Source organism: Brevibacillus sp. BC25, from assembly GCF_000282075.1.
Taxonomy (GTDB): Bacteria; Bacillota; Bacilli; order Brevibacillales; family Brevibacillaceae; genus Brevibacillus.
The window spans coordinates 140,098-166,058 of the sequence record NZ_AKIX01000110.1; the positions used below are offsets into that span (position 1 = coordinate 140,098).

The following is a 25,961-nucleotide window of genomic DNA, read 5'->3' on the forward strand; positions in this document are numbered from 1 at the left end:
TGTATGGAGTCCGAATTGAACCGGAGTCTCGAACTTTGTCCAAGGAACGTTACCAGATACACTCAGAACTTTCATTCCTCCAATCAAAATTTCAAAAAAATCGTAGTTACTTTCTGAGCTAACTTTATAATCCATAGACAAAATTGCACTAGAGACAGTTGTAGGAATATTTAAATTAAAATAATTCTGGATTCTTGTCCGTCGGAAATATCTTTATTGGTAAAACTGTATGTGCCATCATATCGCTCTAGATTGGTACGTACCCAGTCGCCTGAGAAGTCAAATGCATATTGTGCGTCTTCAAAATCCTCCTTAACTACAGTTGGAGTTGAGCTATACAGTTCTAATGTAAAAGGACCTGTTTGAGAGTCATCTTCTCCAGAAACACTAATGTAAACTGTTTTTCCAGCATCAAGAAATACAGCTGCATTCGTTACTCCTGTCACTGTTCCATACGGACTAAACCCTAGCAATTTATAGCTTTCATCATAAACACGAATATGAGTTTTCATTTGATTAGTTGTTTTAAACAAGTATCTGGCGGATATTGGAGCCACATATTTAAAATGTTTTACACCACCATTAACTAAATTGCTATTAGTATGAGAACCTGTAATTGTAGTAGCGCTAGACGTTAATTTCCCTGTATATGCATTTCGTGGGGTCCATGGGGAAATAACCATTCCCTTTCCAAAGACGACATCCACACCATCTTTACCCAACTCTTCTACATTTGACAAAATCAAATTTTTAATTTGATTAGCCGTATAAGAAGGATTCATTTGCCAATACAAGGCAGCTAGTCCTGTTACGTGAGGAGTTGCACAAGAAGTACCAGTAAATAATCCGTACTCCTTAGAAATATCATAATGATTAATCTCATTTCTATTGGCGCTTGAAGGAATGGTTGTCATTACATTATGACCAGGAGCAGACACATCCAATTCAGGACCACGACTTGAATATACGGCAGGTTCTTTATTAGCCTTTAGACACCCTACAGATAATACAAAATCGTATCTTGCTGGATAAATCATATTGTCATTCATTGCCCCGCCTACATTTCCTTCATTACCCGCACCACAAATTATTAGAATATCATGAAACGATGCAGCATCTCGAAAGGCGATCTTACGGTTTTCCACATCTACAATTCCACCAAAGCTGCAATTAATAATTTTTACTCCTTGGCTAACCAACCACTCTATCGCTTCGATTTGAGCTGCTACGTCCAAACCATTTCCAGTTTCGTGGGTAATTTTTGCACAATAAAGAGACGCTCCAGGAGCAATTCCCACATAACCTTTATCATTGTTACGTGCGCCAATAATTCCTGCAACTGATGTTCCGTGACCCAGGTAGTCAGACTCTGGTGGCGTTGTATATCCATAGACTGCTGCATAAGCGTTATAGCGGCCTGCATATACAATGTCCTCATGATTTGCGAAACCTGAGTCGATAATACCCACTTTTACACCTGCACCCGTGTATCCTCTAGAAACGAATTCTGGTAAGCCAATTAATGTAGATGGCCATTCTGGTTGGTTTTGTGCCATTAAGGGCTGGTCTTCAATATTCTCCTCCACCGCGAGAATGTCTGGGTCATTTCTTAACGAAACAAGTACACTTTCATCTGGATCACTGATAATAAAGGTACGAGGTAAATTCTTGAGTTCTTTTTGTACTTTGGCTCCGTGCTTAATTAGCTTTTGCATGTTACTTTCATGTACTTCTTTTAATGTCGTTCTCTTGAAAGTTTTCTCCTTAAAAGAGACCAAGTAAATTTTTTTCTTCATAAATTTTCTCTCCTTTGATTTGTGAATTATCTGATCAGATGGCAAACAGAAAAGCCACCCGGCTGCCCGAGTGGCTCAGTTCCTATTTGCTGTCTCCATTTTATCAAAGAGTCCTATTCTCTCGCTGAAATCTCCTGGAGTGTAAAGTTTTGCAACTAACTGTAAGACTAGTAAACTTATCCCATTGAGTTTGTTTTCCAAAAGAAAAAGCACCCTCGTAGGTCTGTTATCTTCCTACTTGAGTGCTACTTGATATTATTTACTGATGCATGATAATAGGTTTAATTGACCGAATATACTGAGACATGTCCTTTTACATTTCCATCAATTTGTATGGTGTAAAGCGCATCCGGGTCTAAACCCGTGAAGAACCAACCTGCGCCACCATTAACAAGGTTCGTCTCGGACTTTTCTGGCATGAATTTTCCTGCCCAATGGCTGAACTTCATTAAAGTAACTGTATAAGTGGAATTACTTCCAGTGTTTTTTTCTGTACTTGTTCTAACCTCAACCTCGCTTTGATTCGTAAAAGAATCAGGCAATTGATAGAATCTTTCACATTCAAACCAAGCACTAATCAGCTCTGATCTTGCAAGACTTCTAGCTTCACTGCTCGCTACTTTATACTAAGTAATAGCAGTTGGTTCAGAGAATTTTGTTGCAGAAGGCGGACTTGCAAACACAGCACTAGGTAAGAGCAACGCAGTAGCAACAATTCCCAATGTAGATACCTTGAGTTTTCCTAACACAAGACTCATCTCCCTTTTCGAAATATACTATATTTTACATTTATGGTATCAGACACCTTTTTAATATGCAATATTTTCCATTTTTATTTTTACTTTAATAACCCACTTTTGAATGCTCTCTTAACTGATAGTCGTCACAACGCCCGCTGAACAAGGTGTTAGGGGTCGGAATCTACTCTCGCAAATAATCCCTGTTTGCTGGGCGTTACTTATCAGTCACTTTTTCTGTCTTATCTCTTTCGCAATCAGGTAACAAGCAATGCAACTTGTTCCCTTTCCCGCTGGCACATACACATCCGTATCATTGATGATCTGCTGGCAACCGAATTACTAGGGATGCTCGCCTTGACTTTGAGTATCTTTTCATCTTTCTCACTCATAGAAAAAGCCGCCCTTTCAACAGACGACTCAAGTCGGTATTTTTTGCTTTAACACGATCCAACCTTGAATATCAAACACAATTTCAAATATATGGAAAATATACAACTTTATGGTATTATGTTTGTGTATTCAAAATATTAGGAGGGTATATTATGAAGAAAAAGCTACTTTCTATTACTACTGCTCTTACCGTTTTTGGATCAATGTCTGTTGCCTACGCCGCTGATATCCATTATGTCTCAGTAGTGAAAAATGAGTGGGACTCAAGTTCCGTAGTTTTTGGCAAGGATGCATACGGGAGATATGGAGTAACAGTCAATAAAGGGAGAGCAAAGGCAACGATTCTAGAAAAGTGTTCGGATAACATCTGGTGGGAGAAACATGATATAGACATTTACTCTACAACTTCGAATAGTAGTTACCAAGACTATTGGATGAAAAATAGTTGTCAATATCGCGTTGAACTACAAGGACAAGATGTTGAAAAAGCAGAAGCTTACGTAAAAAACAGCACCAATTAATATTTTCAAATCAGTAAAATTCGTAGTAGGATTCATAAGCTTATGCAATAGCCACTCGGACAAGCTGGGTGGCTATCCTCATTCTTCGCTAATACTATATTAGCACCGTTAAACCCAAACAACTCGCCATCATGCGGCGGTATTCCTCATAGCGACTCACACTCTATCCGTAGGCAAAGATGAGAGGTACTGGACAATGGGCGAGAGCCGGTGCCGTATGTCTCGCATGTAATCCCCTGTCCGGTAAATCCCAGCAGAGTAGTTCGCGATTTTCCAAAGCTCCGAGAGGGGTTCCCTAAAACTTGAAAACCGCTGTAATGCATACAATGATAACTAATTGCATGGTTCCCTGCTACGGCTCATTGCAACTGGTGCGTTCAGGCTCAGAATGTCCCCCTCTCGTAAGATCACATTCGTCAGCACCCATAGATTCGTTCAGGTACGCACGCCATTGATAAGGGATAGACGGTATCTCCCAAGAGCCGATGTTGCTTGCTCTTGACTCAAGATTACCGATTCCACCATTTCAAATCGTCCTGCCTTTTATCCCTGATAAAGTCTAAGTTTTATCCCGCATTTTATCGTGGTTTTGTTGGGCTTTTTCGCACAAAAAAGGCACTCAGATCATCCCGAGTGCCGTAGCAATTTGCCTTATTGCATCTATCTTTTTTGTGTAGTATTGGTCTTTTGTTAGCCCTAAATCAACATTGATGTCTTTTACGCGTGATGTGCTGACATACTTCTCTTCGGTGATCTGACGCTCTACTTCATCCAACGAATACTGCAAAGCCCTTTCGATCTGTCGTGCTTTCAACTCATTCGTGGACTCAGACCTTTGAAGCTGTGGAAACAGTTGATCAATCCCCTTCTCCTGTCGCTCCTTTTTATTTTGTTTTTCTTGGTGAAAGAAATTATTAGGGCTCCCTGATTGGGGGCTTATTTTTTTGTCTATTTTTTACTCCCGAAATATTTTGTTAAATATCGCGATTTCTTTACTTTAATGCTATCATTCACGAAGGTACAAATTACCCAATGATTGCCAATTAAGGTGGTATTAAAATTGATGTATTAGTTTTTGGGATTGTGGTAATGATCTCACTTGTGAATTTGTATTATCTGCTGAAGCAAACCAATCAACATTTACAGAGAATCGAAGACCTGCTTACCAAGTTAATCGATAAGAAGGATTAACATAGTTCATCACCATTTCTCTTGTGTTGAATAGCCTGTAGCAGTTCTGGGTTCAAATTGTTCAGTCTGAGCTCTAATTATTGAATTCCCCCATTTTTTTAACTCATGTAAATTAGTCCAAGCATTATCTCTTTTCCTTCATATGTTGATCCTACAAAACGTAAATAAGCGTAGAAGGTGAAAACATGAAAAAAAAATCATCATCCAAGATTGTGAAAAAAAGAGGTGTAAAACGGACAAAAATCATCACCCTAAGTCGGAAAAATATACGTATAACAGATAGTCTCGGAAATGGCTTTTGGCGCCACCGTTTTCAGCCCATCGAGATTCGACCATATTCATATGAAAATATTAACTTGATACCAGCACCAGAAGGTACTAGGAGGGTTATCAGTGCTGGATGGCTCATTGAACAAAATGAACCTGTATATGTGCTTCAAAATTACCCACTTGGGCTAGATAGATGGTTTATGCGTATCTATAACCCCACTGGCTTTTTTAGAAGAGTATTTACTTGGGTAATAACTAAATCGCCATAAAAGGAAATTTGATGGACACGCAGTTGTGCAATTGCTTCGGTTTCGTCAGAAGTCCAGATATAGCGAGAAAACATTTTCGACTCCTGTCTCCTTACAGGAGTTAAATCTTTTCGCTAGCAAAATTATGTCTGCTGCATTCCTTCCTCCCCTTCTCACAAGTAATGTTTTGACAGATCAACTGCTTTCTTCACGCAGGAATTTCCACCCCCCTGTCCTATTTAATCAGGAAAAGGAGATGATCTGATGACTGAAGTAAAGAAGATCGCTTATAAGAAATTAATTCATCAAGCTTTCCTAGACCTAAAAAACAGTGGTGCTTTTGACGAGGCTACCTTTTATAGAAATTTCCGTATAGCGCATGCATTCCATAATCTCGCAGAGTTTATCGTCGTAGATTTTGTTGGCTTCAATGAAGATAAATTTTGGTCTACAGTCGACGCATTAGCCTCTCAATTTGATTTGCACTATTACAGAAAAATTTTCGATGAAGCCGTTATGGAAAGGTGATATTCCAAGATTTCTGATGTCTCTTCATTGGAGCGATCATCTTGTTTATCAAATCGATTTTTTTGTTTAACTAGGTTCATTTCTAAAGCTACCACTAAATGGGTTAACTTTAGTTAGAAGACAGATTTGAATATATAACCTATGTTAAAGTTGCCCGTTGTAAAAACTTTCTTATCCGTTGATGGAACGCCGTGTGCGATGAAAGTCGCCCGCACGGTGTAGGCTTGTTCGAATACCTTCGATTAGTGAAGGGAATAAGACGAGAATAGCGATACGAAACCAATTAATGATGTTGTAATTTCTGGGTCTGGTTGGCATGTGTCTCATGGAAGATTTGTTGATTTTTACTATACCGCCCCACAGGACGCCGCATCTGAGAAAGTCTTACAGTCTACGGACAATGGAGAAACTTGGGGGGATGCTTACCTGCCATTAGGGATTAAATCTGGCTCCGCTAATGGGATTCCCATGCATTCTGTACGTGCTGCTCAGTTAGAGGCAGGAAAAACCTATCTATTTAAGGTTGTCATTACAGGTGGTAAGAACGAAGGCGAATCAAATGTTATTACTCAAACAGTAACGTAATCCATCAATGGCCCTCGGGGATATTCCGGGGGTTATTTTTATCGCTGGGACTACGTTTGTACAAATCGTGTGTTTTGTAAATTTGTTTAGCTTTTGTTCAGTAGTGTTATATATACTGATATAGCCCGTTGTAATTTTTCACCTTTTTCCGTTGATGGAACGCCGTGTGCGATGAAAGTCGCCTGCACGGTGTAGGCTCGAACAAAAACCCTCACAAACAGAAGGGAATAAGTCGAGAATAGCAATCACAAACCTATAATTATCAAGCAAATCGATGTTTTCCAATTAACTTTGAGATTCCCGAATGGACTACTCGAGTTTTCGGATTATATTAGGGACCCCGACGATGATCCTCTAACTTATTCCATTACTCTAAGTGACAGTAGTATTGCTCAAGTATCCATTGACAGTTCAACTGGTAATGCTAACTTCACCGCATTAAAAGCAGGCCAAACTACTGGTACTATTACAGCAAGTGATGGAATAAGTGGTGAAGTATCTTATAGCTTCATTTTTAAAGTTATTGAGTAGTTTCCATCGACGAACCCTTAGGAAATCCTAGGGGTCTCTTTTTACTCAATAACTAATAAGTTAAAGGCGGTCCTTATTTATGGTATTGTATTTTGACTGAAAAATTTTGAGGTGAAGCAGTTGATTTATGCTAAAGTAAAAAACATTATTGATCGATGGGACCCGATTGGGTTAGTTGGTATAGATCCCGAACACGATCATTACCGATTTGAAATAAATGAGATTATTATACTTCTTCAATCTAACTACAGCACCCCTGAAGAGTTGGCCAAACATGTAGAAAGTATTTTCATCGAATACTTCGATGACAAAATTTATAATCGTCCGTTCGCAGAATGCCTGGATGTCGCTCGCATTCTATTTACAATCCCTAGCGATTAACAATACCTCTTTTAAGTGCTGCATCTACCTTTTTCCTCCATTCTCTTAATACACATTTTGTATCCTCACGCTGGAAGCCTGCTGCATGGGAACATTCGCCGCGTGGGTGCTTGCCAACGTAAGTTATGATTCCGTCCGTTGGCGGCACACCCCACATATTCCGAGTAATCCCCAGAGCTAGAACAATCAGGTGGCTCGATAGGAAATCTCCCTCATTTCGAAACAAAGTGCATTCCCACGCATCCCAGCCGTGATCCCTGATTCCGTGCCATGTCACCCACAAAGCCTTTTCATCCTCGGTGAGTAGAACCAGATTCTTTCCCGGTCGATAAAACTGATTGCTACCTGGTTTCTGTCGGGTGTAATGCCGATCAGCCAGAGCCAGCGCCCTTTTGTCGCCTTTATTTATCAGGTTCCACGACATTCCTTTCACCCTCCCATTTCAAATCGTGTGTTGTGTTCCCATTTCGAAGTAACGGCTTCACCCGCCGTACTCTCTATAAAACTAAATATCTATTCATGCACTTTACTAAAAACCGATTTAATGTTACCGTTTATTGTAAACAAAACCATGTTATTAGGAGGGACTAACAATGCAAAAACAAGATTTGTTTGATTTAGATGTACAGGTGACATTTGTAAATCTAGTGAATCCAGACTTGCACGAGCCTAATATGACACAATGGTGCGTAACATTTGTTGGACGCTGCAGCTTGACCTGCTGAGAAAAGCAGTCTTTTAACATAAGTCGGGATACAAAAAATTTCAACTCACTGGCGACAGTGGGTTTTTGTTTTGTCTTAAGTAAGTAATTGAGCCCATTATCCCCAATTACTGTTGTGTTAATTATTGCAGACTCTGTTCAAACTAACTTTGGTTAGTTGACTAGAAATCTTAATGCATTTTAATCTAAAGTTGCCCGTTGTAAATATCCTTTTTATCCGTTGATGGAACGCCGTGTGCGATGAAAGTCGCCCGCACGGTGTAGGCTCGAATGAAAACCCTCCCTAAGAGAAGGGGATAACTCGAGAATAGCAATCAAGCACCTGTAGTAGTTAGTACCATTCCGGATCAAGTAATGCCCCCTCTGATACCTATGATCACTGTTAACGTAGCAGGGAATTTTTCCGACCCGGATGGAGAACCTTTGACCTTCTCGGTTTCCTCGATTGATGGAAGTACCGCTACAGCCACTGTAAATGCATCCGGAATCGTACAAATTTCTAGATTTCCCAGTCAAATGGGTACCGTTACAGTGACAATCACAGCCACTGATACCAAAGGAGCAACAGTCTGGGATACTTTCCAAGTCGATATGCATTAGCCATTTCTGGTGCTTCATGATCATGTAAATGCAGAAATTCCATTAACGCACCCTTGGGATATCCAGGGGTGTATTTTTTTTCATTATTGAAAGTCTCTTCCTTCTTTACAAAATTACGGTTGTGTTAAGCACGCGTCTCAATCGCCTCAATCTTCCTTTTGGCTGCTTCACAAATGACCGCTGGATCAATAGCGAATATGAGTGGTGGAACATGAGATTCGAATGTAAATCTGATGTATACATCTGGCTCGTGCTTGAATCTATCAATAATCATCCACGCATCGGCTATGTTGTAGAGTGGCTGCCAGTGAGTTGCAACCTCTATTCCATTCTTCCGCTAAGAGTTAAAGAACTTTTTCGTCCCTCCATCGGTTAGATCAAGCTCTACTTCATGCTTTTCCCATCCCATCACCTTCGTTGCCAGCATGTTGATGACGTGTTCTTGTTCCTTCCCACGCTTTACCATCTGTTCGATTGCGCAATTGTCGCAAACGTCTGGCGTGCCGATCGGAATAATAGTAGCCCTGAGAGGTTCGTCAACCGAAAAATATATAGCCGTACCTCCAGGCTAACCGATTAACCTGGCTTCCTGGCACGCTGCTTTTCTGTCCCTTCTGCCATTGATTGCTCACCAGTAGCTTGTAATAGTAATTTGCGCTAGGCTATTTCTTTTGGTCCTCCATTCTTTTGATTCGTACAATTACCCCTTCCCCCTGCGCTTTGACTGATCCAATAAGAGCCTCTTGATCAGCAAGCAAATAGAAAAGCCACCCGGTATCCGAGTGGCTTCATCCTATTTACTTGTCTGTATTTTACGAGTGTGAATTCTAACCATTAAAAACACTTGTTGTGTAAACTTTTGTAATTCCCCTCAAAATAGTTCCTCCGCTGCAAACAAACTACCGATTCTGCGGCTGTTTCGTCCGATAAAACTCATTAAACAACTTCATTAACGCTCGCTTTTCGATACGGGATACATACGAACGAGAAATGCCCAGCTCACGCGCAATTTCACGCTGTGTCTTTTCTTTGTCCTGATCCAACCCAAATCTGCCGATGATGACCTCTTTTTCGCGCTCATCAAGGATGTGAATGTGCTGGTAAATTTTATTGGACTCCAGCTTGAGCTGTACTGCGTCGACCACTTCGTCGGTTTCTGTGCCAAGGACGTCGATTAAGGTAATTTCATTGCCTTCTTTATCCGTCCCGATTGGGTCGTGCAAGGATACGTCTTTTTTTGTTTTTTTCAAGCTTCTTAGATGCATGAGGATTTCATTCTCAATACAACGCGCAGCATACGTAGCCAGCTTGGTGCCCTTATCCACCTGGTAACTCTCAATTGCTTTGATCAGGCCGATGGTACCGATGGAAATCAGATCTTCACTGTCCTCACCTGTGTTCTCGAATTTCTTCACAATATGCGCCACCAAACGCAAATTGTGCTCAATCAGCTTGTTGCGGGCGTAAGGGTCGCCTTTGGCCATGAGTCGGAGGTACTTTTCTTCTTCCGTGTCCTGAAGCGGTTGCGGGAAGGCATTGTTCTTGACATAAGCCACAAAAACAAGAAGTTCTTTAAAAACAAGGGAAAGCGCCGCGATAATGCTGGACATGGCTGCCACCTCCACGTCTGGAATAGCTTACTTCTATCCATATGTGGGCGGTTGCCTATGCGTGCCTGTACGCAGGGAGTTGTTGTCGATTAATTCACTGTTGCTTGTATGGTAAAGGATTCACATTTGTGCATATGGATTGAAGCTTAGAAAAAATGAGATATTTTGGTAAAATGAACAAAACGAATGATTGGAGCGATCACCCATGGTAGAATTTGGCGCTGTGTCGATCGAATGGGGTACTGTACTCTTTCAGCTCTTTATCTTCTTCATGCCCATAGCACTTGTCATTGCTTGCTGCTTGTTCATCGTAAAACGCACGGAAACCAAGCAAAAAGCCATCGCCGAGCTGGAAAAACGTGTCGCAGCACTTGAGCAAGAAATAAAGCGTCCGAAATCATAACGGACGCTTAGCTTTTTCCCTATTCAAATAAAGCCATCATCTCTTCGTCTTCTCTCTCGCGTGCTATATCGTATGGTGTTTGCCCCTCCATGTCCTTTTTGTTAGGATTCGCACCTTTAGCCAGCAGCAACTCTACCACATCCACACGCTCCTCGCCATCCGCTACCTGCGTGTGCAGCGGGGTACTTCCATCATGAGCGCTGACATGTATGTCTGCACCGTGCGCGATGAGCGCCTCTGCGACCTCTGGATAGAGCGCGATATGCAACGGGGTAATACCCTCATCGTTTTTCGCATGGACATCGGCTCCCTGTGCGACCAAATACGCAATGAGGTCAACATCGTCTGTCATCACAGCGCCATGCAGTACGGAAAACTCATACTCATCCTTCTCATGCAGCAATTCCGGCTGTTTCGTGACGATCTTTTTTATGAGCTCAATGTCTCCCAATTCAGCCGCATCATATAAATCTGCGAAATGGTAAGCCATATCTGTCTCTCCTTTCTTAGGCATTCCTTCCTGCTCCTTACCGCTCCTCTGTCTCAAATACAAGTTTGGCGAGTAGGACCACCGGTGCATCTTTTTCTTGCCCGCCCTCAGTGAGATCGAACAATTTTTCGTTAATCGGACCGTACCGCGATTCATTGCCATACAGCAAAATCACATGTGGGTACTTGCCAATCTCCTCTGTTAGCTGTTTGGGCCATTCTTTTCTATCCAGTGTTGCATTCATCGCATATTCGTTTTCCAAATACGTGAAAAAGTCCGCTCTGGCCTCTGCATCCTGTACCTCATGCACTTCAAAAAAGTCCTCGTCCACCCATTCAAGGCCCGACGCTGTTAAAAAGCCAGACGGTATCACTTCCCCGTCCTCATCGTAAACCGGAGTCAGAAAATCCGCCAGTTCATCAGAAGACTGCAAGGCTGCTCCCCATACCGTTACCACATTTCTCATTGTCTTTCCCCCTTGCTTCATTCCTCTTGCACAAACACGGGTCAATGCCTCTTCGTCTAATGCTTTGCTGTTTCCAAGGAAGATCGAATGCGATCTACACGCTCCTTTTCCTTGCGCAGAATGGCTTTTTCGTACGCTGCATCCAACAACCGATTGATTTCTTGCCAATTCGCTTCACCTGAAGGCGACTCACCACTCGTCAGCATTTTCCCCCAAGCACTTAACGCAATCTGCCGCTGTGCTTCATTTCCGTCCAGCCAATGAATCAGATCATCCCATTGTGGACGTGATACGGCGAATAGATCATCCCAGCCTTCAATCGGGTACGCCACATGCGGTTTCATCCACATAATGACTTCACGGGAGCGAAAGTGATGCAAATGACTATTGGCAGCATATCCTACCAGACATTCTTTTCTGGCAACGACTTCGTCCATCTCAGCCAAAACTCGCTGCAAGCCCTCTTCTTCTGGCAAACAAGCCGCCGTTACATATGCACGTAGACTCGAGCCTATGCGTTCATAATGTGGCCCAGATTCCCAGAGCGAGCGTACCCAGCTCTCTGCCTGTTTGCCTACTGTCTCGACAATGAGCTGGCACCAGAGTAGCAGATTGCTTGATGAGGTTTCCTGCTCGATTTGCACTACCCATTTATGCAAAATCGGCTCCCAATCGTACTGAGCAAATGCCTTTTGGATACGTGAATCTCCTGCACCATGCATTTTGGCAAACAAGACCAGCTTCTCGAAATCTTGCGCGGCCTCTTCAAAGGTTAGCGTCCGATAGGTTTGCAGCCATTCTTTCCACTCTTGTGCGACTTGCCCCTCAACATCGAGTCCCTCTGCACCTGCGAGCGCTTCATAATTCCAGCACTCTGCCCCAATACAGCCGAGCTCTGTGACTCGCTCTACGAACTCTGTGAAGCTTTTGCCGAGCAAGAGGAACTCGTCTGTCTCATGTCCCCATGAATAGACGGGAGGGTCATCCGCGCCTGTCGACAAATCGATGAGCAGCATGTCGCCATTCCCGCCGACGTGAAAACAGAGATACCTTTTCTCGTCCTCACTCTCTTCGTCCCCGCCAAAGTACGGCCACTCAAATGCATCCAATGACCATCCCAAATCTCCACTGAGTGAAAAAGGATCTAACGCTCGAGAGGGCAACGACCAATTTATTTGAACCTGACTGCTGCCCGCATGCAAAATAGTACGGATCGTCGCAGGAAAGCTGATCCCGAGACTCTCCTCTTTTCTTTCGATTTCTTCCAGCCCCGCCGGTGGTTCTATAGTGAGCGGCCAAACCTGGGCACCTTGACGCTCCATATCATGCATAAGTAACTTCCATGCTTCAAACCACTTTTCTATTCGCTGCTGCATTGGCATAACGACCTCTCTCGTATGTCCTTTTCTATGTTACGAATTCTATTTCTATTTTCTTTATCTAAAATTCGATTTCATATCCTACTAAAGCACCAATTATATCCATTTTTTTCATGGTAAAATTATATATAAAGTCTCTGCTTTTACCGATATTAGTAGAAAAAACACGGAAATGAGGACCTAGCTGATGACCACCATTGGAATTGATTTGGGCACGACGAACAGTCTGGTGGCCTACTGGACTGAGAATGGACCCGTGCTCATTCCAAACGCGCTCGGAGAAACACTGACTCCTTCTGTGGTCAGCGTCGATGAAAACGGCGAAATTTTGATTGGAAAAATCGCCAGAGAGCGCCTCATAACTCACCCTGATCGGACTGCTTCTACCTTCAAACGGTTTATGGGGACAGAAAAAAGGTACCAACTGGGAAGATACTCCCTTTCTGCCGAAGACCTTTCCTCCTTTGTGATTAAATCTTTGAAGGCGGACGCTGAGGCTCATTTAGGGCACCCCGTTCACGAAGCGGTTATCAGTGTGCCTGCCTATTTCAACGACACCCAACGCAAAGCAACCAAACGAGCAGCAGAGCTTGCTGGACTGAAAGTAGAGCGTTTGATCAGCGAACCGACTGCCGCTGCGATCTCTTATGGGCTCCATCAGGAGGAAAGCGAAACACAATTCCTCGTATTCGATTTAGGTGGCGGAACGTTTGACGTTTCTATTTTGGAAATGTTCGAAGGTGTGATGGAAGTAAAATCAATCGCTGGAGACAACTTTTTGGGCGGCGAAGACTTTACCGATCTGATTGCCTCTTATTTTATAGAAGCCCATCGACTCGATATCAGCACGCTGGACAGCAAAACGCGTTCGTCCATCCACAAACAAGCTGAGTTGTGCAAGCGCGCCTTGTTTTCCGAGCAAGAAGGAAAAATGAGTGTCAATATACAGGGAGAGCTGGTTGAAACGACCCTCAGCCGGAATCAGCTGGAAGATCTCGCGTTTCCGCTGCTGCAACGACTGCGTCAGCCGATCGAGCGTGCTTTGCGAGACGCATCCATCTCCCCTCGGGAACTGGACGCAATCGTGCTTATTGGCGGTGCGACGCGGATGCCGCTTATCAAATCCATCGTAAGCAAAATATTTGGGAGACTGCCCTATTCCCATATTAATCCCGATGAGGCTGTTGCATTGGGAACAGCGATTCAAGCAGCACTCAAGGAACGCAACGAGGCGTTAAACGAGCTTGTTTTGACCGATGTTTGCCCATACACACTCGGTACGGGTATTGTACAAACCATGGCAAACGGCAAACACGAGGACGGCTACTTCTTTCCGATCATCGAGCGCAATACGCCAATCCCGGTCAGCCGGGTAGAACGGCTATACACCGTAGTCGATTATCAACGCTCCATTCTCGTTGACGTGTATCAAGGGGAAAGCCGACGCGTCGAACATAACCTCAAGCTTGGCGAATTGAATGTAAAAGTTCCCCCTGCTAAAAAGGGCGAGGAATCTATCGATGTTCGTTATACATATGACATCAACGGGATTCTGGAAGTCGAAGTGACTGTCGTCTCTACAGGAGTCAAAAGCAAGGCCGTCATCGAAAAAAATCCGGGCAGCCTATCACAAAAGGAAATTGAGGAGCGTTTTCAAGCTCTTCAAAACATTAAGATCCACCCCAGAGAGCGAACCGAAAATCGATTGCTTCTGGCAAAAGGCGAGCGTATGTATGAGGAAGCGTTGGGCGAAAACCGCATGATCATTGCGAATTATTTACGCCGGTTCGAAAGTGTCCTCTCCACCCAAAATGAAAGAGACATCGCCAAAGCAGCAGAAGAATTGAAGCAGCAGCTGGACATGTTTGAAGGGTGGAATGAGTATTAATGGGGATTTGGGAGATTCTCGGGATTGAACCGACGGACAATCCTGCCCAGATAAAAAAGGCTTATGCCAAAAAATTGAAGGTGCACAATCCAGAAGTTGATCCTGAAGGCTTTCAGCGATTGCGAGAGGCGTATGACCTCGCTCTGAAGTACACACGTAATACCAAGCGGAATCGTATGTGCGAAGAAACGCCCCTACCGGAAAGAAGACAGACGAGACAACTGGATGAAGGCGAGAATCATGAATCGGAAGAAGAATCGGTTCCCCTTCAGCCACCACGGCAGCGCTATGAGATGGCGAATACCGATTCCGAAGAAGAGGCAATTCACCTCCAGCCGCCAAGACGTCTTTACGAGCTGTTGCATTCTGAACCTGTAGAAGAAGAGCCGCCTAACTACGATCCACCGCAGCGACTCACACTGTTTGATAGGTTTCTAGAGGAAACAACGCAAGAAGTTGTCTCTCAAGAAGAAATCCCCATTCCCAAGAGGTACGATTTCACGGAGAGCTACGATCATTCCGAACGCTCCATGAACCCCGATGATATGGTGGAGCGTTTTTTCCGCCGTACGCAAGAGCTGTACGATAACTATCACGAACGAATCCAGCTTGACAACTGGCGTGAGTTGCTGAATGACGAGGCCATGTGGAATATCGGCTGCCATCAACTCATCGATACGCAATTTCTCCACTTTTTAGAAGAACACTATCACTTGCCTCATGAGGTGTGGAAGCTGCTCGATTCTCATTTTCAATGGCGGGAGAAATCGGAAAAGCTCGTAAGCCAGCTCTCTGGACGTTTTGTCGCTTACCTGAACGGCCAGCTCAATCAGACCTTCACGCTGCGTTACCACTCTTTTGAGAATCGTGAGGATTTGGATATTGAAGCGTTTCTAGAATGGCGCAGCGATGCGTTATTTGCCCTCATGGAAAATGATTGGGAAACGGCTCAGAGTTATTTGGCAAAAGCCCATGCCCTGTACGCGCTTGACCCCGATTTGATCCGTTTACAGGGCGAATATTTTTTGCGAACCGGAAATAAGAATCGTGCCTTTCATACCTTTGATCAATTGTTACGTCTTGATCCAGATAACATCGATGCGTATTTGTATCGTGCCCGGCTTTTCCTTGAAAAAGGGGATGCCGCCGATGCGATCAAAGATTGCGAGGAAATCCTCACTCGCATGCCGGAACTGTGGGACGCTCGTAGCTTGCTGGGGAAAGGCTATCTTCAGCTAGGGGAATGGGAGAAGGCTCAAGAGGTTTTTCAGGAGATGCTTTCGCATAATCCCTCCGATATCGACGTGAAGATATGCCTGACGCAAATACAGTCTCCGTTTAACAAGATGACCGAACCAACTGCAAACAAGCAAGCCAAAGCCGCTAGGAGAAAAAACTTACGCGCACTCGGGCTTCCTGGCAAGTTATCAAGGTTCAAGCAATTTTTTGCCATTTACACGAGACGTAACATTTGGACGATTATTTTTCTCCTTCTGCTCCATTACGCTATGTTTGCTGTCGTATCCATGAAGCTGGAGATGACTTCGGAGCAGATGTTTGATTCCTTGGTCAATCAATTTAAGCCTGTCCAAGTTAAGACGATGGACGAGTTAAAACAAACTCCGCTTGGCTACCAGGTGGAATTTACATTGACCAAAGCCTCCTATATCAATATGCTCCGCGTCTATGACAAAGAGAAGCATCTCGAGCCAAAAGCCGAGTTCATTCCATCTGCCAAAGCCGAAGAGCGAGATCTATTAAACTCTGACACCGGTTATGTAAATGTGGGCTATCTGGATAAAAAAGCGATCATTGTCATTACGGACTACGACCATGCCAAAGAAATTCATGACAAACATTCCATTACGATGCGAGGAACGCTCAAGGCGATACCGGATGGTGAGATGTTGCCTGTCATTGTGAATGCTTTGGACAAACGCAAGCATCCGCACAATGCAGTTCTCGTGACCGATACGTATATCAATGCCAAGCCTGACTTGGAAGAAAAAGGTTGGACGGGATCATGGCTTATGGGCATTCTCGCGATAATTTCCATGTTGTATTACATCCGCATCATTCGTGAGATTCCCAAAACTCGCAAAGCATTGACATTCCACTAAAGGAGGCAGGGAGGACTTCCATGACAAAAGAAGCAGAAAACGAAAAAGAGATCGACCCAAAGTTAAGTCGCTACTTGCATGCTCTCTCCTCTGTTTGCTTAAATCAGAAGCGGCTCGCGTATTATTTGGCAATCCACGAATACAACCGCCTGCGCGATACGTTTCTGCGGCTTCGAATTGATAACAGATGGGACACGGGAGATGCTGCGAAAACGCAAGAGCGCTTAACTTGGTTTTTGGAACATGGGCGAAGAGCTGAGTTTGATCAGCATCGCCACGTATTATCCGCACTCAGCGCTGCCAATCGTCCCAACTACCTCGCATCCTTAAAAAAAGGCGACCTGGAGTCAGCCCGGCAGTTGATCGTGTACTCGTACATGAACAGACTCCCACATGCAGGCATTGCCGCCTTTGATTACGCTTGGTATCTCATTATTTGCAAAGCAGGAGCCCAGCAGTCCTATCTCCCCAAGGCAGATGCCGTAGAAAGCATGCTGGACGTAGCCAAGCGAATCCAACTCGCTTATTCGAGCTGGGAAGAGTATTTATTTGCGTATGCATGCGGCAATCTATACGACGAAGCAGGCGCGTCCAAAAATACGAGTAAAGCGACCGAAGCTCATATTTTGAAGCTCCTGACGGGTAAGTACAGCCCGATCCGTGAATTTGACTGGAAGTTTGATCTCACACCTTACCTGTCCTCACCTCAAGTAGAAAGCGTGCCTTCTTTTAGCAGCTAAGCGTACGAAAAAACGTTTCCCTCGGACTTTTTGCGCTATGTCCAACTGGAAACGTTTTTTGTTCTTGTATCTAGCCTCGATAGAGATCTCTTATGCCTTTTCCGATAGGGCCTTCACCATATGGCTCAATTTATGCCCGCTTACGATCACTGTCCCATCCTCACGATAGCCGAGCGATTCATACAGCTTGCGCGCACGTGGTTTTTCCTCGTCAACGAGCAAAGCGATTCGGTCATGCCCGCGCTGAATCGCTTCTTTTTCAAAGGCATCCAGCAGAAGAGATCCGATCCCCTTCCCTCTGCATGAGGAATCAACCGCGACAGAATCCAAATAAAATTCGTCATCCTTTGCTTCTTTTACAAGCGTAATTGTCTCGCCAGTCAAACGTTGGACATGCTCAACGAAGGGGCGATCGAGCACCTCTGTTTGGCTCCCATGATAAAAGAGCGCCAGTCCTACCGGTACATCTCCATCCAGGGCAATCACCGCGTTTTCGTAGCTGAGTCGGTTATTTTCCTTCACAAAAAACTCTTCCATCATACGAATCGCATCCGCTGCCTCCGTTGCACCTGTCAGCGTATGCGCGATATCTCCAATGGCATCATAAATCAATGGCGCAGCAAAAGCTGCATCTGTAGGTTCCGCTTTGCGTATCATGTGTTTCCTCCTTGCATTTCGAGCATTCGCACGACACGACTCTTTTCGTTTCTTTGTCTATCATGCACACTTTCATTGTGTCACAATCTGCCAAGCGGATCGAGCTTTCCCGACGATCGTTCACAGATCAGCAACAATGTAACCGCTCTCATTTCTCAAGAGCGGTTTCACCTTTTTCGCATCGACGTTCCTATCCAATCATTTTTTCAATCGTCAGCTTGCGATCATGCCGTAAATCGAGGAATTCACCCATTCTTCGTACCAACGGACGCATCGGTTCATCCTGATGAATTAGAATCACTTCGACTTCTTCCCCGCTACTCAACCTCGCCTTCGCACCTACGTACAGCAAGGCAATGTAGCGCACAAACTGTGCAACGATCTCAACGTTCAATATTCCATTACAGGCTTCCTTCCACAGGAGCTGTGCCGCCTCGAATGGGGACGTCCTCCCTTTGTACACCCGATCAGAACAGATCGCATCAAACATGTCGGCAACGGCAAGCACCTGACATTCGATCGGAATGCTATCGCCTTTTCTTTGCTCCGGATAGCCAGACCCGTCAAGTCGCTCGTGATGCAGCAAGGCACACAATGCCAACAGCTCAGACCCACCCTTCATCTCACGGATCATTTCATAGCCGTAGTTGGTATGCTTCTTCATGATCGTAAACTCTTCTTCACTTAGCTTGCCTGGCTTAAGCAATATTTCCTTGGGTACCCTCATTTTTCCAATGTCATGCAAAAATCCTGCTGTCCCCATAAATGCGACTCGCTCTTCATCCCATTTCAACAAGCGAGCAATGAGCGAACAGAGAATGCCTACATTTAATGAATGTCGGTATGTATAGCTGTCTGCCCCTTCCAGTACGTACAGGTTCCGGAACAACCCCAAATGCTTCGTCGATTTTTCTGCTACATCAAAAAAGATATTGGAAAAATGATCAAGACTCGTTGCTACGCCAACTGTCAGTTCATCGAAGAGTAGTCTCGTTTTGTCGAGAGCTTGTACATAAGCAGCAACGGTTTCGGAATCAGCCTCTAGTTGGAATAGTTGAGAAGTCACTTCCTCACCCGTTCCCTCCGTCAGACTCTGTATAATGTCAACCTCACGGACTCGTTGCTTTTGCAATAAAATCACATGGGCAGGCGTGATCGTCGTGTTTTGTCCCAGCAGCAAAATTCCTTGTTCGGTGTACAAATCAGCCGCTAAAACTTGTCCAATCAGTGAGAGATCAACAGGTGCCAAAGGCATACAATCAACCTTTCCAGTCTCCGTCTTTTAGAGGTTGTTCAAAAAGTCGACTTTTTGAACTCACACTTTTACTCAAATTATAGAAAGGAAGAGGGTGAGTTACAATCTTTTTTTCGACAATTCATAACTTTGCTGGACGCCGGGACCTTTCATAATTTGCATACATATGATATCAAGCAAATGTCAGTGGTTTTATCAAGGAGGGACGAACGTCTCATGACGACGCTGTACATCACACCAAAAGCGTGGAAACAGATTGAGCAGGCCGTACGAAAAAAACCCTCACTGGAAACAGGAGGGGTTATGATGGGATACCCACTTGGTGAGGATAGATGGGTCGTTACGTATGCAAGTGAACCAGGCCCAAATGCGATTCACCAGCCACATTCTATTTTTTTCGATGACACGCATCTCAATAAGCTCGTCCGCAAATTAAGCAGACATCGACAATGGAAATACATTGGTGATTGGCATAGTCATACGGTAAAACGCCTATCTCCCAGCAAAGGTGATAAGAGAACCATTTGGTCAAAAGCGTCACAATCCATGTACATGTCCTCCTCTCCCCTCATGCTGATCGTCGGACTAGGTAAAAACAATCAAATTAACGCAAGAGGATTCATCCTCGGAAATACTCTTCGCGAGGTTGGGAAGATTGAGCTGTATGATCGGCAAGCTCAGCAACAGCTCGGTGAAACAGCTCCATAGCCTGGTTTTTTCCCCAGCTGGGCTGATTTTCTGCCACGACACAAATGGCGTAACGCGGCTCTTCTAACGGGGCGTACCCGAGAAACCACAGGTGGTTGTTTCCATTCGCATCCCCGATTTGCGCAGTCCCGCTTTTGCCTGCCACCTGCCAAGCGGAATTCATGAGCATCTGTCCTGTTCCCTCAGTGACGACTTTGCGCATCATTTTTCGCAATTTATTGGCAGTGACGTAGTCAATTCCGTCCAAAGAGAGCTCCTGCTCTGGGAATGCGTGGAACGACTGACCATTTCGGTATGCGATCTCTTTTACCAGCCTTACTTGAGAGCTTTGACCGCCACGCAAAATCGTTACCATCATGTTGGCCGCTTGCAAGGGGGATATTCGTACATCCCGCTGACCGATGGAGCTTTGAATCAGGACGCCTTCATCGTCGCGGGATACTCCCTCTGCAAAGACTCTACCCGGCTCTTCACCATCCAGCTGCTTGAAGTTTTTCAGTTTATACAGATGAGGCGTAACGTGCCCCACTTGAGTGGTCAAGCCCAGCTTTTTTGCATATTCCTCCAGCTTTTCTCCGCCCACCATCTTGGCGATATGGGCAATCGCAATGTTACAGGACTGGGCATACGCTTCTTCCAGTGTCACACTGCCGTGACCTTCTTTTTTCCAGCAGGAGAATTGGTATTTCCCGTACTCACCTGTACATGTGAAACGGTCAATTGGTGAAACGATTCCTTCCGCCAAGGCTGCTGCTGCTACCACTGTTTTATAGACAGAACCAGGTGGGAGTTGTTTGAATACGCGATTCTTCCAGTCGCTTGCGTTTCCCGTGACATTCGTTTGATCATAGGTAGGGCGGCTCACAGCTGCAAGAACATCGGCTGTTTGTACGTCCAAAACGACGATACTGCCCTCTTTTAACCCTACTTGATCGGCTGTTGCCTCCATGCTTCTCTGGATTGCTGCATCCAAGGTAGTCGTTAATGACAACGGATAGTATTGATTCGACTGCTTTGTATAGCGAATATCCAACCCTCGGAGCGGTTGTCCGTGCCCATCTACATAATAGGACAAGACAGACGGCTCTACCCCCTGTAAAAATCGGTCAAAGCTTCGCTCCAGACCCGATGCTCCCAGCGTGCTCTCGGCATTCATTTTGCCGCTGGTCCATTCATCTGGATACAGCTTCTGCACCATGTCGGGATTTTTATGGATAAAACCAATCAGATGCTTGGCTACTTCATCCGTGCGGTATCGCTCTGTCACCGCCAAAGCCACAACTCCCGGGATGGCAAGTGCATTGATTTCCTCAGCCTGCCGATCGGTGAGCATCACCAGCTTGCCGGACTCCTCTCGCATGAGCAGCGGTACTTTTGCCTTTTCCATCGTCTCCGACAGCCGTTCCTTGGATTCTCCGGTTATGTGAGCCAATCGCTGCAAGCCATCTGTTCCTTGCAGGCTCCCACGCGCCAATGGGAACAAAATCAAGGCGAGATGCTCTTCTCCGGTAAAGGCATACCCATTTCGATCCACGATATCGCCACGCCCGCTATGCAGCACGATGCTTTGCTGTCTTTGCTTTACTGATGCCTTTACCAAATCAACGCCATGCCGAGAAAACCGATGGGGCGATCCGAGTTGAATCCACCACAAGCGCGCGACCAAACCGAGCCATAACAACGACATGGACAGCAATACAAGAAAGTGACGTCTTTTGATTCGTCGATCCAGCTGCATCGAATTCCCTCCCTGGCTTTTTTCACCAGTATTGCCGGAATGTGCGCGACAGAAACAACGAACAAAGAAAAAAGCACACCGTATGTCACGGTGCACTTTTAGGTATTTATGATTGATTAGCGAATTGTTGCTTCTCCAATAAAATATTGCTGATCTTCGTGGACAACAGATCCAATGCTACTCGGTTGTAGCCGCCCTCTGGGATGATGACGTCTGCATATCGCTTGGTCGGCTCAATAAACTGCAAATGCATCGGTCGAACGACGTTTAGGTACTGTGACACTACAGAATCGAGGGAACGACCGCGCTCTTCGATGTCACGTACGATTCGGCGTACAATACGCACGTCCGCATCAGTATCGACGAATACCTTGATATCCATCAAATCACGAATCCGCTCATCCTCTAGAATCAGCATTCCTTCCAGAATGATGACATCCTTCGGGTCGACCTGGATTTGCTCCGACTTGCGGTTATGCTCCTTGAAGTCGTAGATCGGTTTTTGGATCGCTTTTCCTTGCATCAGCTCTTGCAAATGCGCAAGCAACAAATCGTTGTCAAAAGCAAAGGGGTGGTCGTAGTTCGTCAACGCCCGCTCTTCTGGGCTCAAGTGGCTTTGATCCTTGTAGTAGGAATCCTGCTCAATCATCGTTACACTGTCATTTTGGAACTGGCGGTACAGCTCCTTTGCTACAGTCGTTTTTCCAGAACCACTGCCTCCCGCTACCCCAATCAATACGGGGTTACCCATGCTTCATGTCCCCTTCCTCATGATGCTTTACACCTTTACGACCCTATGTTTTTACTTCTTTTTCATGCTGATGGCCAACCCATCTCCGACCGGAATAAATGTCGTTTCTAAATCAGGACGCTCCATCAGATGTGAATTATAAGAAAGCAGCTTGTCCACCATCGGACGCTGGCGCTTGCCCGCTTCTTCAGGGGTCGCCACCAGTCCTCGGAACAGGACATTGTCGCTGATTACCAAACCGCCTTCGCGAAGAAGCGGTAGATACAAATCGAGGAATACTCGATACTGACCTTTGGCTGCATCGATAAACAAGCAGTCAAATTGATACGACTCCGGCAGCCCTAAAGTGGCGTCACGTGAGAGTATTTCCACACGATCTGCACATCCTGCTTCTTTTATATTTTCCCGTGCTCTCACCAATCGATCTTCATCTATGTCCATCGTGACAATTCGCGCTTCCGGTGCAGCTTCTGCAAGCCAAATGGTGGAATAGCCAATTGCCGTACCCACTTCAAGAATCGCTTTGGGACGATGCAGCAACAACAACATCCGCATGACTTGAGCGGACGGGAGCTGCACAATCGGAATGTTTTCCTCTGCCGCCTCCTGCTCCAGTCGCTTGAGCAGCGGAGAACGCTCGGGAACCAGGCTTGACACGTAGTCGTCAATTGCCGGATTGGTAATCATGATTTCACTCCTCTTTCGTTACAACCGAATTATTATAGCACACCTTGAGAAAGCTTGGCTACGTCAAGCGCTGTTGATCGCATGCAAAAAAAAAGAGGAAACTTGGTTAGTTTCCTCTGCTTTTCTTATCATTTGCTTCATGCTCTTGCAGTGTTTTGGAAAAGTAATGCTCGGACGTTCCGTCTTTTTTCGTCACGTAGAAAAAGTAATCGTGTTTCGCCGGAATGACGACAGCTTCAAGCGAAGCTCTGCCTGGGCTTGCAATCGGCCCCGGTGGCAATCCAGGATTTGTGTACGTGTTGTACGGACTTTTTACTTTTAGGTCCTCGAAGGTCAGACGGTCTCGTTGTTTACCGAGAACAAATTGAACCGTAGCATCAGCCTGTAACGGCCACTTATCGCGAATCCGATTGTAGTACACGCCTGCTACAAGCGGACGCTCCTTGTCTACTGTTACTTCACGCTCAACGATCGATGCGAGATTAACCGCTTCATCCAGTGTTAAATCGTGCTGCTTCAGCTGCTCTGTCCACTCTGGCTTCCATTCCTTTTGGAATTGAGCCAGCATACGCGAAACGACATCATGTGCCGTAGCGTCTTTGTCCACCTCATACGTTTCCGGGAACAGATACCCTTCCAGACGGTGTTTTCGGTCTGCGTGCTTCGGAATGGCTGCGACAAAAGGATAGTCGGGGAATGCACCTTCATTTACTTCTTTTAAGAATGCCGCCTTCTCTACAATGCCTTCTTTCTCGAGATGATCTGCGATCTGTTCGACATTCCAGCCTTCTGGGATCGTAAATCGGTTCGCATTGATCACCGTGTTTCCTTCCACCATAGCGGTTAGTATCTCGTCAATGGCTTGGCCAGTCGTAAATTGGTATTCTCCCGCCTTAAGATCAGCGGCCACGCCTTTATACTTCACGTAGTAATTAAATACATCGGCATTTCGGATCAGGCCTTGTTCTTCCAGTAATCGACCGATTTTTTGTACGGATGAACCGGACGGAATCGCCACGTTTTTGACCGTCTGTTCACCTGCAACCGGCTGTAATTGCTGGTACACGTACCACGCTGCTCCCCCCGCAGCCAAAATGATCAACAACAATAAGGCAACCAGCCACATCACAATTCGTCCGCCGCGTCTGCGTCGATGCGTCATAGGGCGGCCAGGGTTAAAATCAGGCTTCGCTGACATTGGTTTCAAGCTAGAAATCCTCCCTTTAGGGTCTCTTTATCTCCATCCCATCCATTATACAAGAGGCTTATCCAACTGTCACTTCATGGGTGATTTTGGCGAAAAAAGTCATAAAAAAAGAGCCCGCCAGTTACGGGCCCTTTTCTCACGAATCTATTAAATTCCGTCTTTCTCCAAATCAGCAATCAAAGTTTCGAAGGTAGCTTCTACTTGCTCCCACTCTTCATCATCTTCGATTGGCATGAGCATGTCTGTACCATCATAACGCAGGAAGTGAACCTCGTACTCTTCTTCCTCTTCCTGATCTACTGGTACGAGCACCAAATAGCTGCGGTCTTCAATGTCAAAAATGTACATGATACGAAAATCGCGCGGTTCCTCGGTACCTTCTTCCGTTAGCGCGATCACATCGCCCACTTCGAACTCTTCCATCATCTCTTCACTCATTGTGGTCACCTCGATTTCGCGTCCAAATATCCTTGGAGGATTAAAATGGCCGCCATTTTATCTATCACTGTCTTTCGCTTTTGACGGCTGACATCAGCAGAAATCAGCATACGCTCTGCCGCCATCGTCGTCAAGCGTTCGTCCCACATGTGGACAGGAAGAGACGTGCGTTCCTCCAAAAGCTTGCCAAATGCTTGACACATTTCAGCACGCGGGCCTATGGTTCCGTTCATGTTTTTGGGCAAACCAACGACGAAAGCCCCAATTTGATACTGCGAAACTAATTCGCTCAGGCGGGCAAGATCCTTTTCCTTGGATTGTCGCTTGATGGTCTCTACTCCTTGCGCAGTCCATCCCAGCTCATCGCTGACAGCCACTCCAATCGTCTTGTCGCCTACATCCAACCCCATCAATCGTGTCATCGTTAAGGTCTACTTGCGCTCTGACAAGTAAACGGTCACCAACTCTTCTATGATTTTGTCCCGTTCCAATTTCCCGATCAGGCTCCGCGCGTTGTTGTGGCGTGGGATAAACGCCGGGTCGCCAGAAAGCAAGTAACCTACGATCTGGGTGATCGGGTTGTATCCTTTTTCCTGCAGGGCTTTGTACACCTCTGTCAATGTTTCTTGCACATCCGCCGCATTCGCTTCCTTGGGCACCGTGAATTTCATGGTATTATCCAACGAACTCACAATCAACACCTCGATTTCCTTTGAGACTCTTTTGATTACCTACTCTTTTTTGTATTCGACTCGGATTTCGTTTACTCCTGTCGATTATACAAATTTCTCGTGCAATCGCACTATTTCGCTACTGCTTGACTCTTCACGAAGTCAACCACTGCATCCAGTGCTTCTTGCAGCTTGGATGGATCCTTACCACCGGCTTGTGCCATATCAGGACGTCCACCACCGCCGCC

The 25,961-nt window shown here is 45.3% G+C and carries 26 protein-coding genes and 1 pseudogene; 10 read left to right on the forward strand and 17 right to left on the reverse strand.

What is annotated here, in order from left to right:
- Positions 1 to 170: 170 nt before the first annotated feature.
- Complete coding sequence (locus PMI05_RS24855; RefSeq protein ID WP_007727863.1) at positions 171 to 1,796, reverse strand: S8 family serine peptidase; 1,626 nt, start codon at positions 1,794 to 1,796, stop codon at positions 171 to 173.
- A 1,282-nt stretch (positions 1,797 to 3,078) separates the two neighbouring features.
- Between PMI05_RS24855 and PMI05_RS24860 the strand changes: the two genes are divergently transcribed.
- Entirely contained in the window at positions 3,079 to 3,447 is a 369-nt protein-coding gene (locus PMI05_RS24860; RefSeq protein ID WP_007727867.1) for a hypothetical protein, read from the forward strand.
- A 619-nt stretch (positions 3,448 to 4,066) separates the two neighbouring features.
- Here the strand turns inward: PMI05_RS24860 and PMI05_RS30310 are convergent.
- Positions 4,067 to 4,261: a hypothetical protein gene (locus PMI05_RS30310; RefSeq protein ID WP_238543353.1), complete on the reverse strand. Its 195-nt coding sequence runs from the start codon at positions 4,259 to 4,261 to the stop codon at positions 4,067 to 4,069.
- Positions 4,262 to 4,823: 562 nt separating this feature from the next.
- Here PMI05_RS30310 and PMI05_RS24865 point away from each other — a divergent pair.
- The 3 genes from PMI05_RS24865 (at position 4,824) to PMI05_RS31840 (ending at position 7,181) form a co-directional block, all read left to right on the forward strand.
- Positions 4,824 to 5,177: a hypothetical protein gene (locus PMI05_RS24865; RefSeq protein ID WP_007727869.1), complete on the forward strand. Its 354-nt coding sequence runs from the start codon at positions 4,824 to 4,826 to the stop codon at positions 5,175 to 5,177.
- Between the two features lie 243 nt (positions 5,178 to 5,420).
- Positions 5,421 to 5,684, forward strand: coding sequence for a hypothetical protein (locus PMI05_RS24870; RefSeq protein WP_007727880.1), 264 nt, complete (start codon positions 5,421 to 5,423; stop codon positions 5,682 to 5,684).
- Positions 5,685 to 6,911: 1,227 nt separating this feature from the next.
- The gene (locus tag PMI05_RS31840) at positions 6,912 to 7,181 is read left to right on the forward strand and encodes a DUF1871 family protein (RefSeq protein WP_369751247.1); all 270 of its coding nucleotides are present in this window, start codon (positions 6,912 to 6,914) and stop codon (positions 7,179 to 7,181) included.
- On the opposite strand, the gene PMI05_RS24880 is transcribed toward PMI05_RS31840, so the two are convergent.
- Positions 7,171 to 7,605, reverse strand: a complete 435-nt coding sequence (locus PMI05_RS24880; protein ID WP_007727884.1) for a hypothetical protein — start codon at positions 7,603 to 7,605, stop codon at positions 7,171 to 7,173. The two genes, PMI05_RS31840 and PMI05_RS24880, sit on opposite strands and share 11 nt — an antisense overlap.
- A gap of 618 nt (positions 7,606 to 8,223) precedes the next feature.
- On the opposite strand from PMI05_RS24880, the pseudogene PMI05_RS31845 reads away from it, so the two are divergent.
- Positions 8,224 to 8,505: pseudogene (locus tag PMI05_RS31845) on the forward strand (Ig-like domain-containing protein); the annotation flags it as partial.
- Between the two features lie 899 nt (positions 8,506 to 9,404).
- Here the strand turns inward: PMI05_RS31845 and sigK are convergent.
- Positions 9,405 to 10,115 (reverse strand): RNA polymerase sporulation sigma factor SigK, encoded by a 711-nt coding sequence (gene sigK / locus PMI05_RS24885; protein ID WP_007727902.1) that lies wholly within the window; start codon positions 10,113 to 10,115, stop codon positions 9,405 to 9,407.
- A 205-nt stretch (positions 10,116 to 10,320) separates the two neighbouring features.
- Here sigK and PMI05_RS24890 point away from each other — a divergent pair, with 205 nt between their 5' ends.
- On the forward strand, positions 10,321 to 10,518 hold the full coding sequence (locus tag PMI05_RS24890; RefSeq protein ID WP_007727903.1) for a hypothetical protein: 198 nt from the start codon (positions 10,321 to 10,323) through the stop codon (positions 10,516 to 10,518).
- 19 nt (positions 10,519 to 10,537) lie between these two features.
- Here the strand turns inward: PMI05_RS24890 and PMI05_RS24895 are convergent, their stop codons facing one another.
- From PMI05_RS24895 to PMI05_RS24905, 3 genes are read right to left on the reverse strand one after another with little or no spacing between them, the layout of a single operon-like run.
- A complete protein-coding gene (locus PMI05_RS24895) occupies positions 10,538 to 11,032 on the reverse strand; it encodes an ankyrin repeat domain-containing protein (RefSeq protein ID WP_007727905.1) in 495 nt (164 codons plus the stop codon).
- 13 nt (positions 11,033 to 11,045) lie between these two features.
- Positions 11,046 to 11,474, reverse strand: coding sequence for an immunity 22 family protein (locus PMI05_RS24900; RefSeq protein WP_007727908.1), 429 nt, complete (start codon positions 11,472 to 11,474; stop codon positions 11,046 to 11,048).
- A 56-nt stretch (positions 11,475 to 11,530) separates the two neighbouring features.
- Positions 11,531 to 12,856 (reverse strand): SMI1/KNR4 family protein, encoded by a 1,326-nt coding sequence (locus PMI05_RS24905; RefSeq protein WP_007727913.1) that lies wholly within the window; start codon positions 12,854 to 12,856, stop codon positions 11,531 to 11,533.
- Between the two features lie 184 nt (positions 12,857 to 13,040).
- Here PMI05_RS24905 and PMI05_RS24910 point away from each other — a divergent pair, with 184 nt between their 5' ends.
- Genes PMI05_RS24910 through PMI05_RS24920 form a run of 3 tightly spaced genes read left to right on the forward strand, consistent with a single transcriptional unit; the run spans position 13,041 to position 17,601 of the window.
- The gene (locus tag PMI05_RS24910) at positions 13,041 to 14,741 is read left to right on the forward strand and encodes a molecular chaperone HscC (RefSeq protein WP_007727915.1); all 1,701 of its coding nucleotides are present in this window, start codon (positions 13,041 to 13,043) and stop codon (positions 14,739 to 14,741) included.
- Positions 14,741 to 16,861: a J domain-containing protein gene (locus PMI05_RS24915; protein ID WP_007727918.1), complete on the forward strand. Its 2,121-nt coding sequence runs from the start codon at positions 14,741 to 14,743 to the stop codon at positions 16,859 to 16,861. The genes PMI05_RS24910 and PMI05_RS24915 overlap by 1 nt, the downstream gene beginning before the upstream one ends.
- 20 nt (positions 16,862 to 16,881) lie before the next feature.
- Positions 16,882 to 17,601, forward strand: coding sequence for a DUF1266 domain-containing protein (locus PMI05_RS24920; protein WP_007727922.1), 720 nt, complete (start codon positions 16,882 to 16,884; stop codon positions 17,599 to 17,601).
- A 90-nt stretch (positions 17,602 to 17,691) separates the two neighbouring features.
- On the opposite strand, the gene PMI05_RS24925 is transcribed toward PMI05_RS24920, so the two are convergent.
- Together PMI05_RS24925 and PMI05_RS24930 are read right to left on the reverse strand one after the other, a co-directional pair.
- A complete protein-coding gene (locus PMI05_RS24925; RefSeq protein ID WP_007727924.1) occupies positions 17,692 to 18,258 on the reverse strand; it encodes a GNAT family N-acetyltransferase in 567 nt (188 codons plus the stop codon).
- 190 nt (positions 18,259 to 18,448) lie between these two features.
- Positions 18,449 to 19,513, reverse strand: coding sequence for an HD-GYP domain-containing protein (locus PMI05_RS24930; RefSeq protein WP_007727925.1), 1,065 nt, complete (start codon positions 19,511 to 19,513; stop codon positions 18,449 to 18,451).
- A 216-nt stretch (positions 19,514 to 19,729) separates the two neighbouring features.
- Between PMI05_RS24930 and PMI05_RS24935 the strand changes: the two genes are divergently transcribed.
- Positions 19,730 to 20,221: a Mov34/MPN/PAD-1 family protein gene (locus tag PMI05_RS24935; protein ID WP_007727927.1), complete on the forward strand. Its 492-nt coding sequence runs from the start codon at positions 19,730 to 19,732 to the stop codon at positions 20,219 to 20,221.
- Here the strand turns inward: PMI05_RS24935 and PMI05_RS24940 are convergent.
- From PMI05_RS24940 to PMI05_RS31850, 8 genes are all read right to left on the reverse strand, one after another.
- A complete protein-coding gene (locus tag PMI05_RS24940; protein ID WP_007727928.1) occupies positions 20,133 to 21,959 on the reverse strand; it encodes a penicillin-binding protein 2 in 1,827 nt (608 codons plus the stop codon). The two genes, PMI05_RS24935 and PMI05_RS24940, sit on opposite strands and share 89 nt — an antisense overlap.
- A gap of 106 nt (positions 21,960 to 22,065) precedes the next feature.
- Positions 22,066 to 22,710 carry a uridine kinase gene (gene udk / locus PMI05_RS24945; RefSeq protein ID WP_007727929.1) on the reverse strand — a complete coding sequence of 215 codons (645 nt, stop codon included), beginning with the start codon at positions 22,708 to 22,710 and terminating at the stop codon, positions 22,066 to 22,068.
- 51 nt (positions 22,711 to 22,761) lie between these two features.
- Positions 22,762 to 23,397 carry an O-methyltransferase gene (locus PMI05_RS24950; protein ID WP_007727930.1) on the reverse strand — a complete coding sequence of 212 codons (636 nt, stop codon included), beginning with the start codon at positions 23,395 to 23,397 and terminating at the stop codon, positions 22,762 to 22,764.
- A gap of 106 nt (positions 23,398 to 23,503) precedes the next feature.
- Positions 23,504 to 24,604, reverse strand: a complete 1,101-nt coding sequence (mltG, locus tag PMI05_RS24955) for an endolytic transglycosylase MltG (protein ID WP_007727931.1) — start codon at positions 24,602 to 24,604, stop codon at positions 23,504 to 23,506.
- Between the two features lie 147 nt (positions 24,605 to 24,751).
- Positions 24,752 to 25,042, reverse strand: a complete 291-nt coding sequence (locus tag PMI05_RS24960; RefSeq protein ID WP_007727932.1) for a DUF1292 domain-containing protein — start codon at positions 25,040 to 25,042, stop codon at positions 24,752 to 24,754.
- A 5-nt stretch (positions 25,043 to 25,047) separates the two neighbouring features.
- Positions 25,048 to 25,464, reverse strand: coding sequence for a Holliday junction resolvase RuvX (gene ruvX, locus PMI05_RS24965; protein ID WP_007727933.1), 417 nt, complete (start codon positions 25,462 to 25,464; stop codon positions 25,048 to 25,050).
- Between the two features lie 9 nt (positions 25,465 to 25,473).
- Complete coding sequence (locus PMI05_RS24970; RefSeq protein ID WP_007727936.1) at positions 25,474 to 25,734, reverse strand: IreB family regulatory phosphoprotein; 261 nt, start codon at positions 25,732 to 25,734, stop codon at positions 25,474 to 25,476.
- 110 nt (positions 25,735 to 25,844) lie between these two features.
- Positions 25,845 to 25,961, reverse strand: a 117-nt coding sequence (locus PMI05_RS31850; RefSeq protein ID WP_007727938.1) for a DHHA1 domain-containing protein, incomplete at its 5' end; no start/stop codon positions are given.

What these genes read in the sequence shown, in the direction of transcription:
- PMI05_RS24855 (WP_007727863.1), bottom strand. Translation starts at nt 1,796, where the DNA reads ATGAAGAAAAAAATTTACTTGGTCTCTTTTAAGGAGAAAACTTTCAAG.
- PMI05_RS24860 (WP_007727867.1), top strand. Translation starts at nt 3,079, where the DNA reads ATGAAGAAAAAGCTACTTTCTATTACTACTGCTCTTACCGTTTTTGGA.
- PMI05_RS24865 (WP_007727869.1), top strand. Translation starts at nt 4,824, where the DNA reads ATGAAAAAAAAATCATCATCCAAGATTGTGAAAAAAAGAGGTGTAAAA.
- PMI05_RS24870 (WP_007727880.1), top strand. Translation starts at nt 5,421, where the DNA reads ATGACTGAAGTAAAGAAGATCGCTTATAAGAAATTAATTCATCAAGCT.
- PMI05_RS24880 (WP_007727884.1), bottom strand. Translation starts at nt 7,605, where the DNA reads ATGTCGTGGAACCTGATAAATAAAGGCGACAAAAGGGCGCTGGCTCTG.
- sigK (WP_007727902.1), bottom strand. Translation starts at nt 10,115, where the DNA reads ATGTCCAGCATTATCGCGGCGCTTTCCCTTGTTTTTAAAGAACTTCTT.
- PMI05_RS24890 (WP_007727903.1), top strand. Translation starts at nt 10,321, where the DNA reads ATGGTAGAATTTGGCGCTGTGTCGATCGAATGGGGTACTGTACTCTTT.
- PMI05_RS24895 (WP_007727905.1), bottom strand. Translation starts at nt 11,032, where the DNA reads ATGCCTAAGAAAGGAGAGACAGATATGGCTTACCATTTCGCAGATTTA.
- PMI05_RS24900 (WP_007727908.1), bottom strand. Translation starts at nt 11,474, where the DNA reads ATGAGAAATGTGGTAACGGTATGGGGAGCAGCCTTGCAGTCTTCTGAT.
- PMI05_RS24905 (WP_007727913.1), bottom strand. Translation starts at nt 12,856, where the DNA reads ATGCCAATGCAGCAGCGAATAGAAAAGTGGTTTGAAGCATGGAAGTTA.
- PMI05_RS24910 (WP_007727915.1), top strand. Translation starts at nt 13,041, where the DNA reads ATGACCACCATTGGAATTGATTTGGGCACGACGAACAGTCTGGTGGCC.
- PMI05_RS24915 (WP_007727918.1), top strand. Translation starts at nt 14,741, where the DNA reads ATGGGGATTTGGGAGATTCTCGGGATTGAACCGACGGACAATCCTGCC.
- PMI05_RS24920 (WP_007727922.1), top strand. Translation starts at nt 16,882, where the DNA reads ATGACAAAAGAAGCAGAAAACGAAAAAGAGATCGACCCAAAGTTAAGT.
- PMI05_RS24925 (WP_007727924.1), bottom strand. Translation starts at nt 18,258, where the DNA reads ATGATACGCAAAGCGGAACCTACAGATGCAGCTTTTGCTGCGCCATTG.
- PMI05_RS24930 (WP_007727925.1), bottom strand. Translation starts at nt 19,513, where the DNA reads ATGCCTTTGGCACCTGTTGATCTCTCACTGATTGGACAAGTTTTAGCG.
- PMI05_RS24935 (WP_007727927.1), top strand. Translation starts at nt 19,730, where the DNA reads ATGACGACGCTGTACATCACACCAAAAGCGTGGAAACAGATTGAGCAG.
- PMI05_RS24940 (WP_007727928.1), bottom strand. Translation starts at nt 21,959, where the DNA reads ATGCAGCTGGATCGACGAATCAAAAGACGTCACTTTCTTGTATTGCTG.
- udk (WP_007727929.1), bottom strand. Translation starts at nt 22,710, where the DNA reads ATGGGTAACCCCGTATTGATTGGGGTAGCGGGAGGCAGTGGTTCTGGA.
- PMI05_RS24950 (WP_007727930.1), bottom strand. Translation starts at nt 23,397, where the DNA reads ATGATTACCAATCCGGCAATTGACGACTACGTGTCAAGCCTGGTTCCC.
- PMI05_RS24960 (WP_007727932.1), bottom strand. Translation starts at nt 25,042, where the DNA reads ATGAGTGAAGAGATGATGGAAGAGTTCGAAGTGGGCGATGTGATCGCG.
- ruvX (WP_007727933.1), bottom strand. Translation starts at nt 25,464, where the DNA reads ATGACACGATTGATGGGGTTGGATGTAGGCGACAAGACGATTGGAGTG.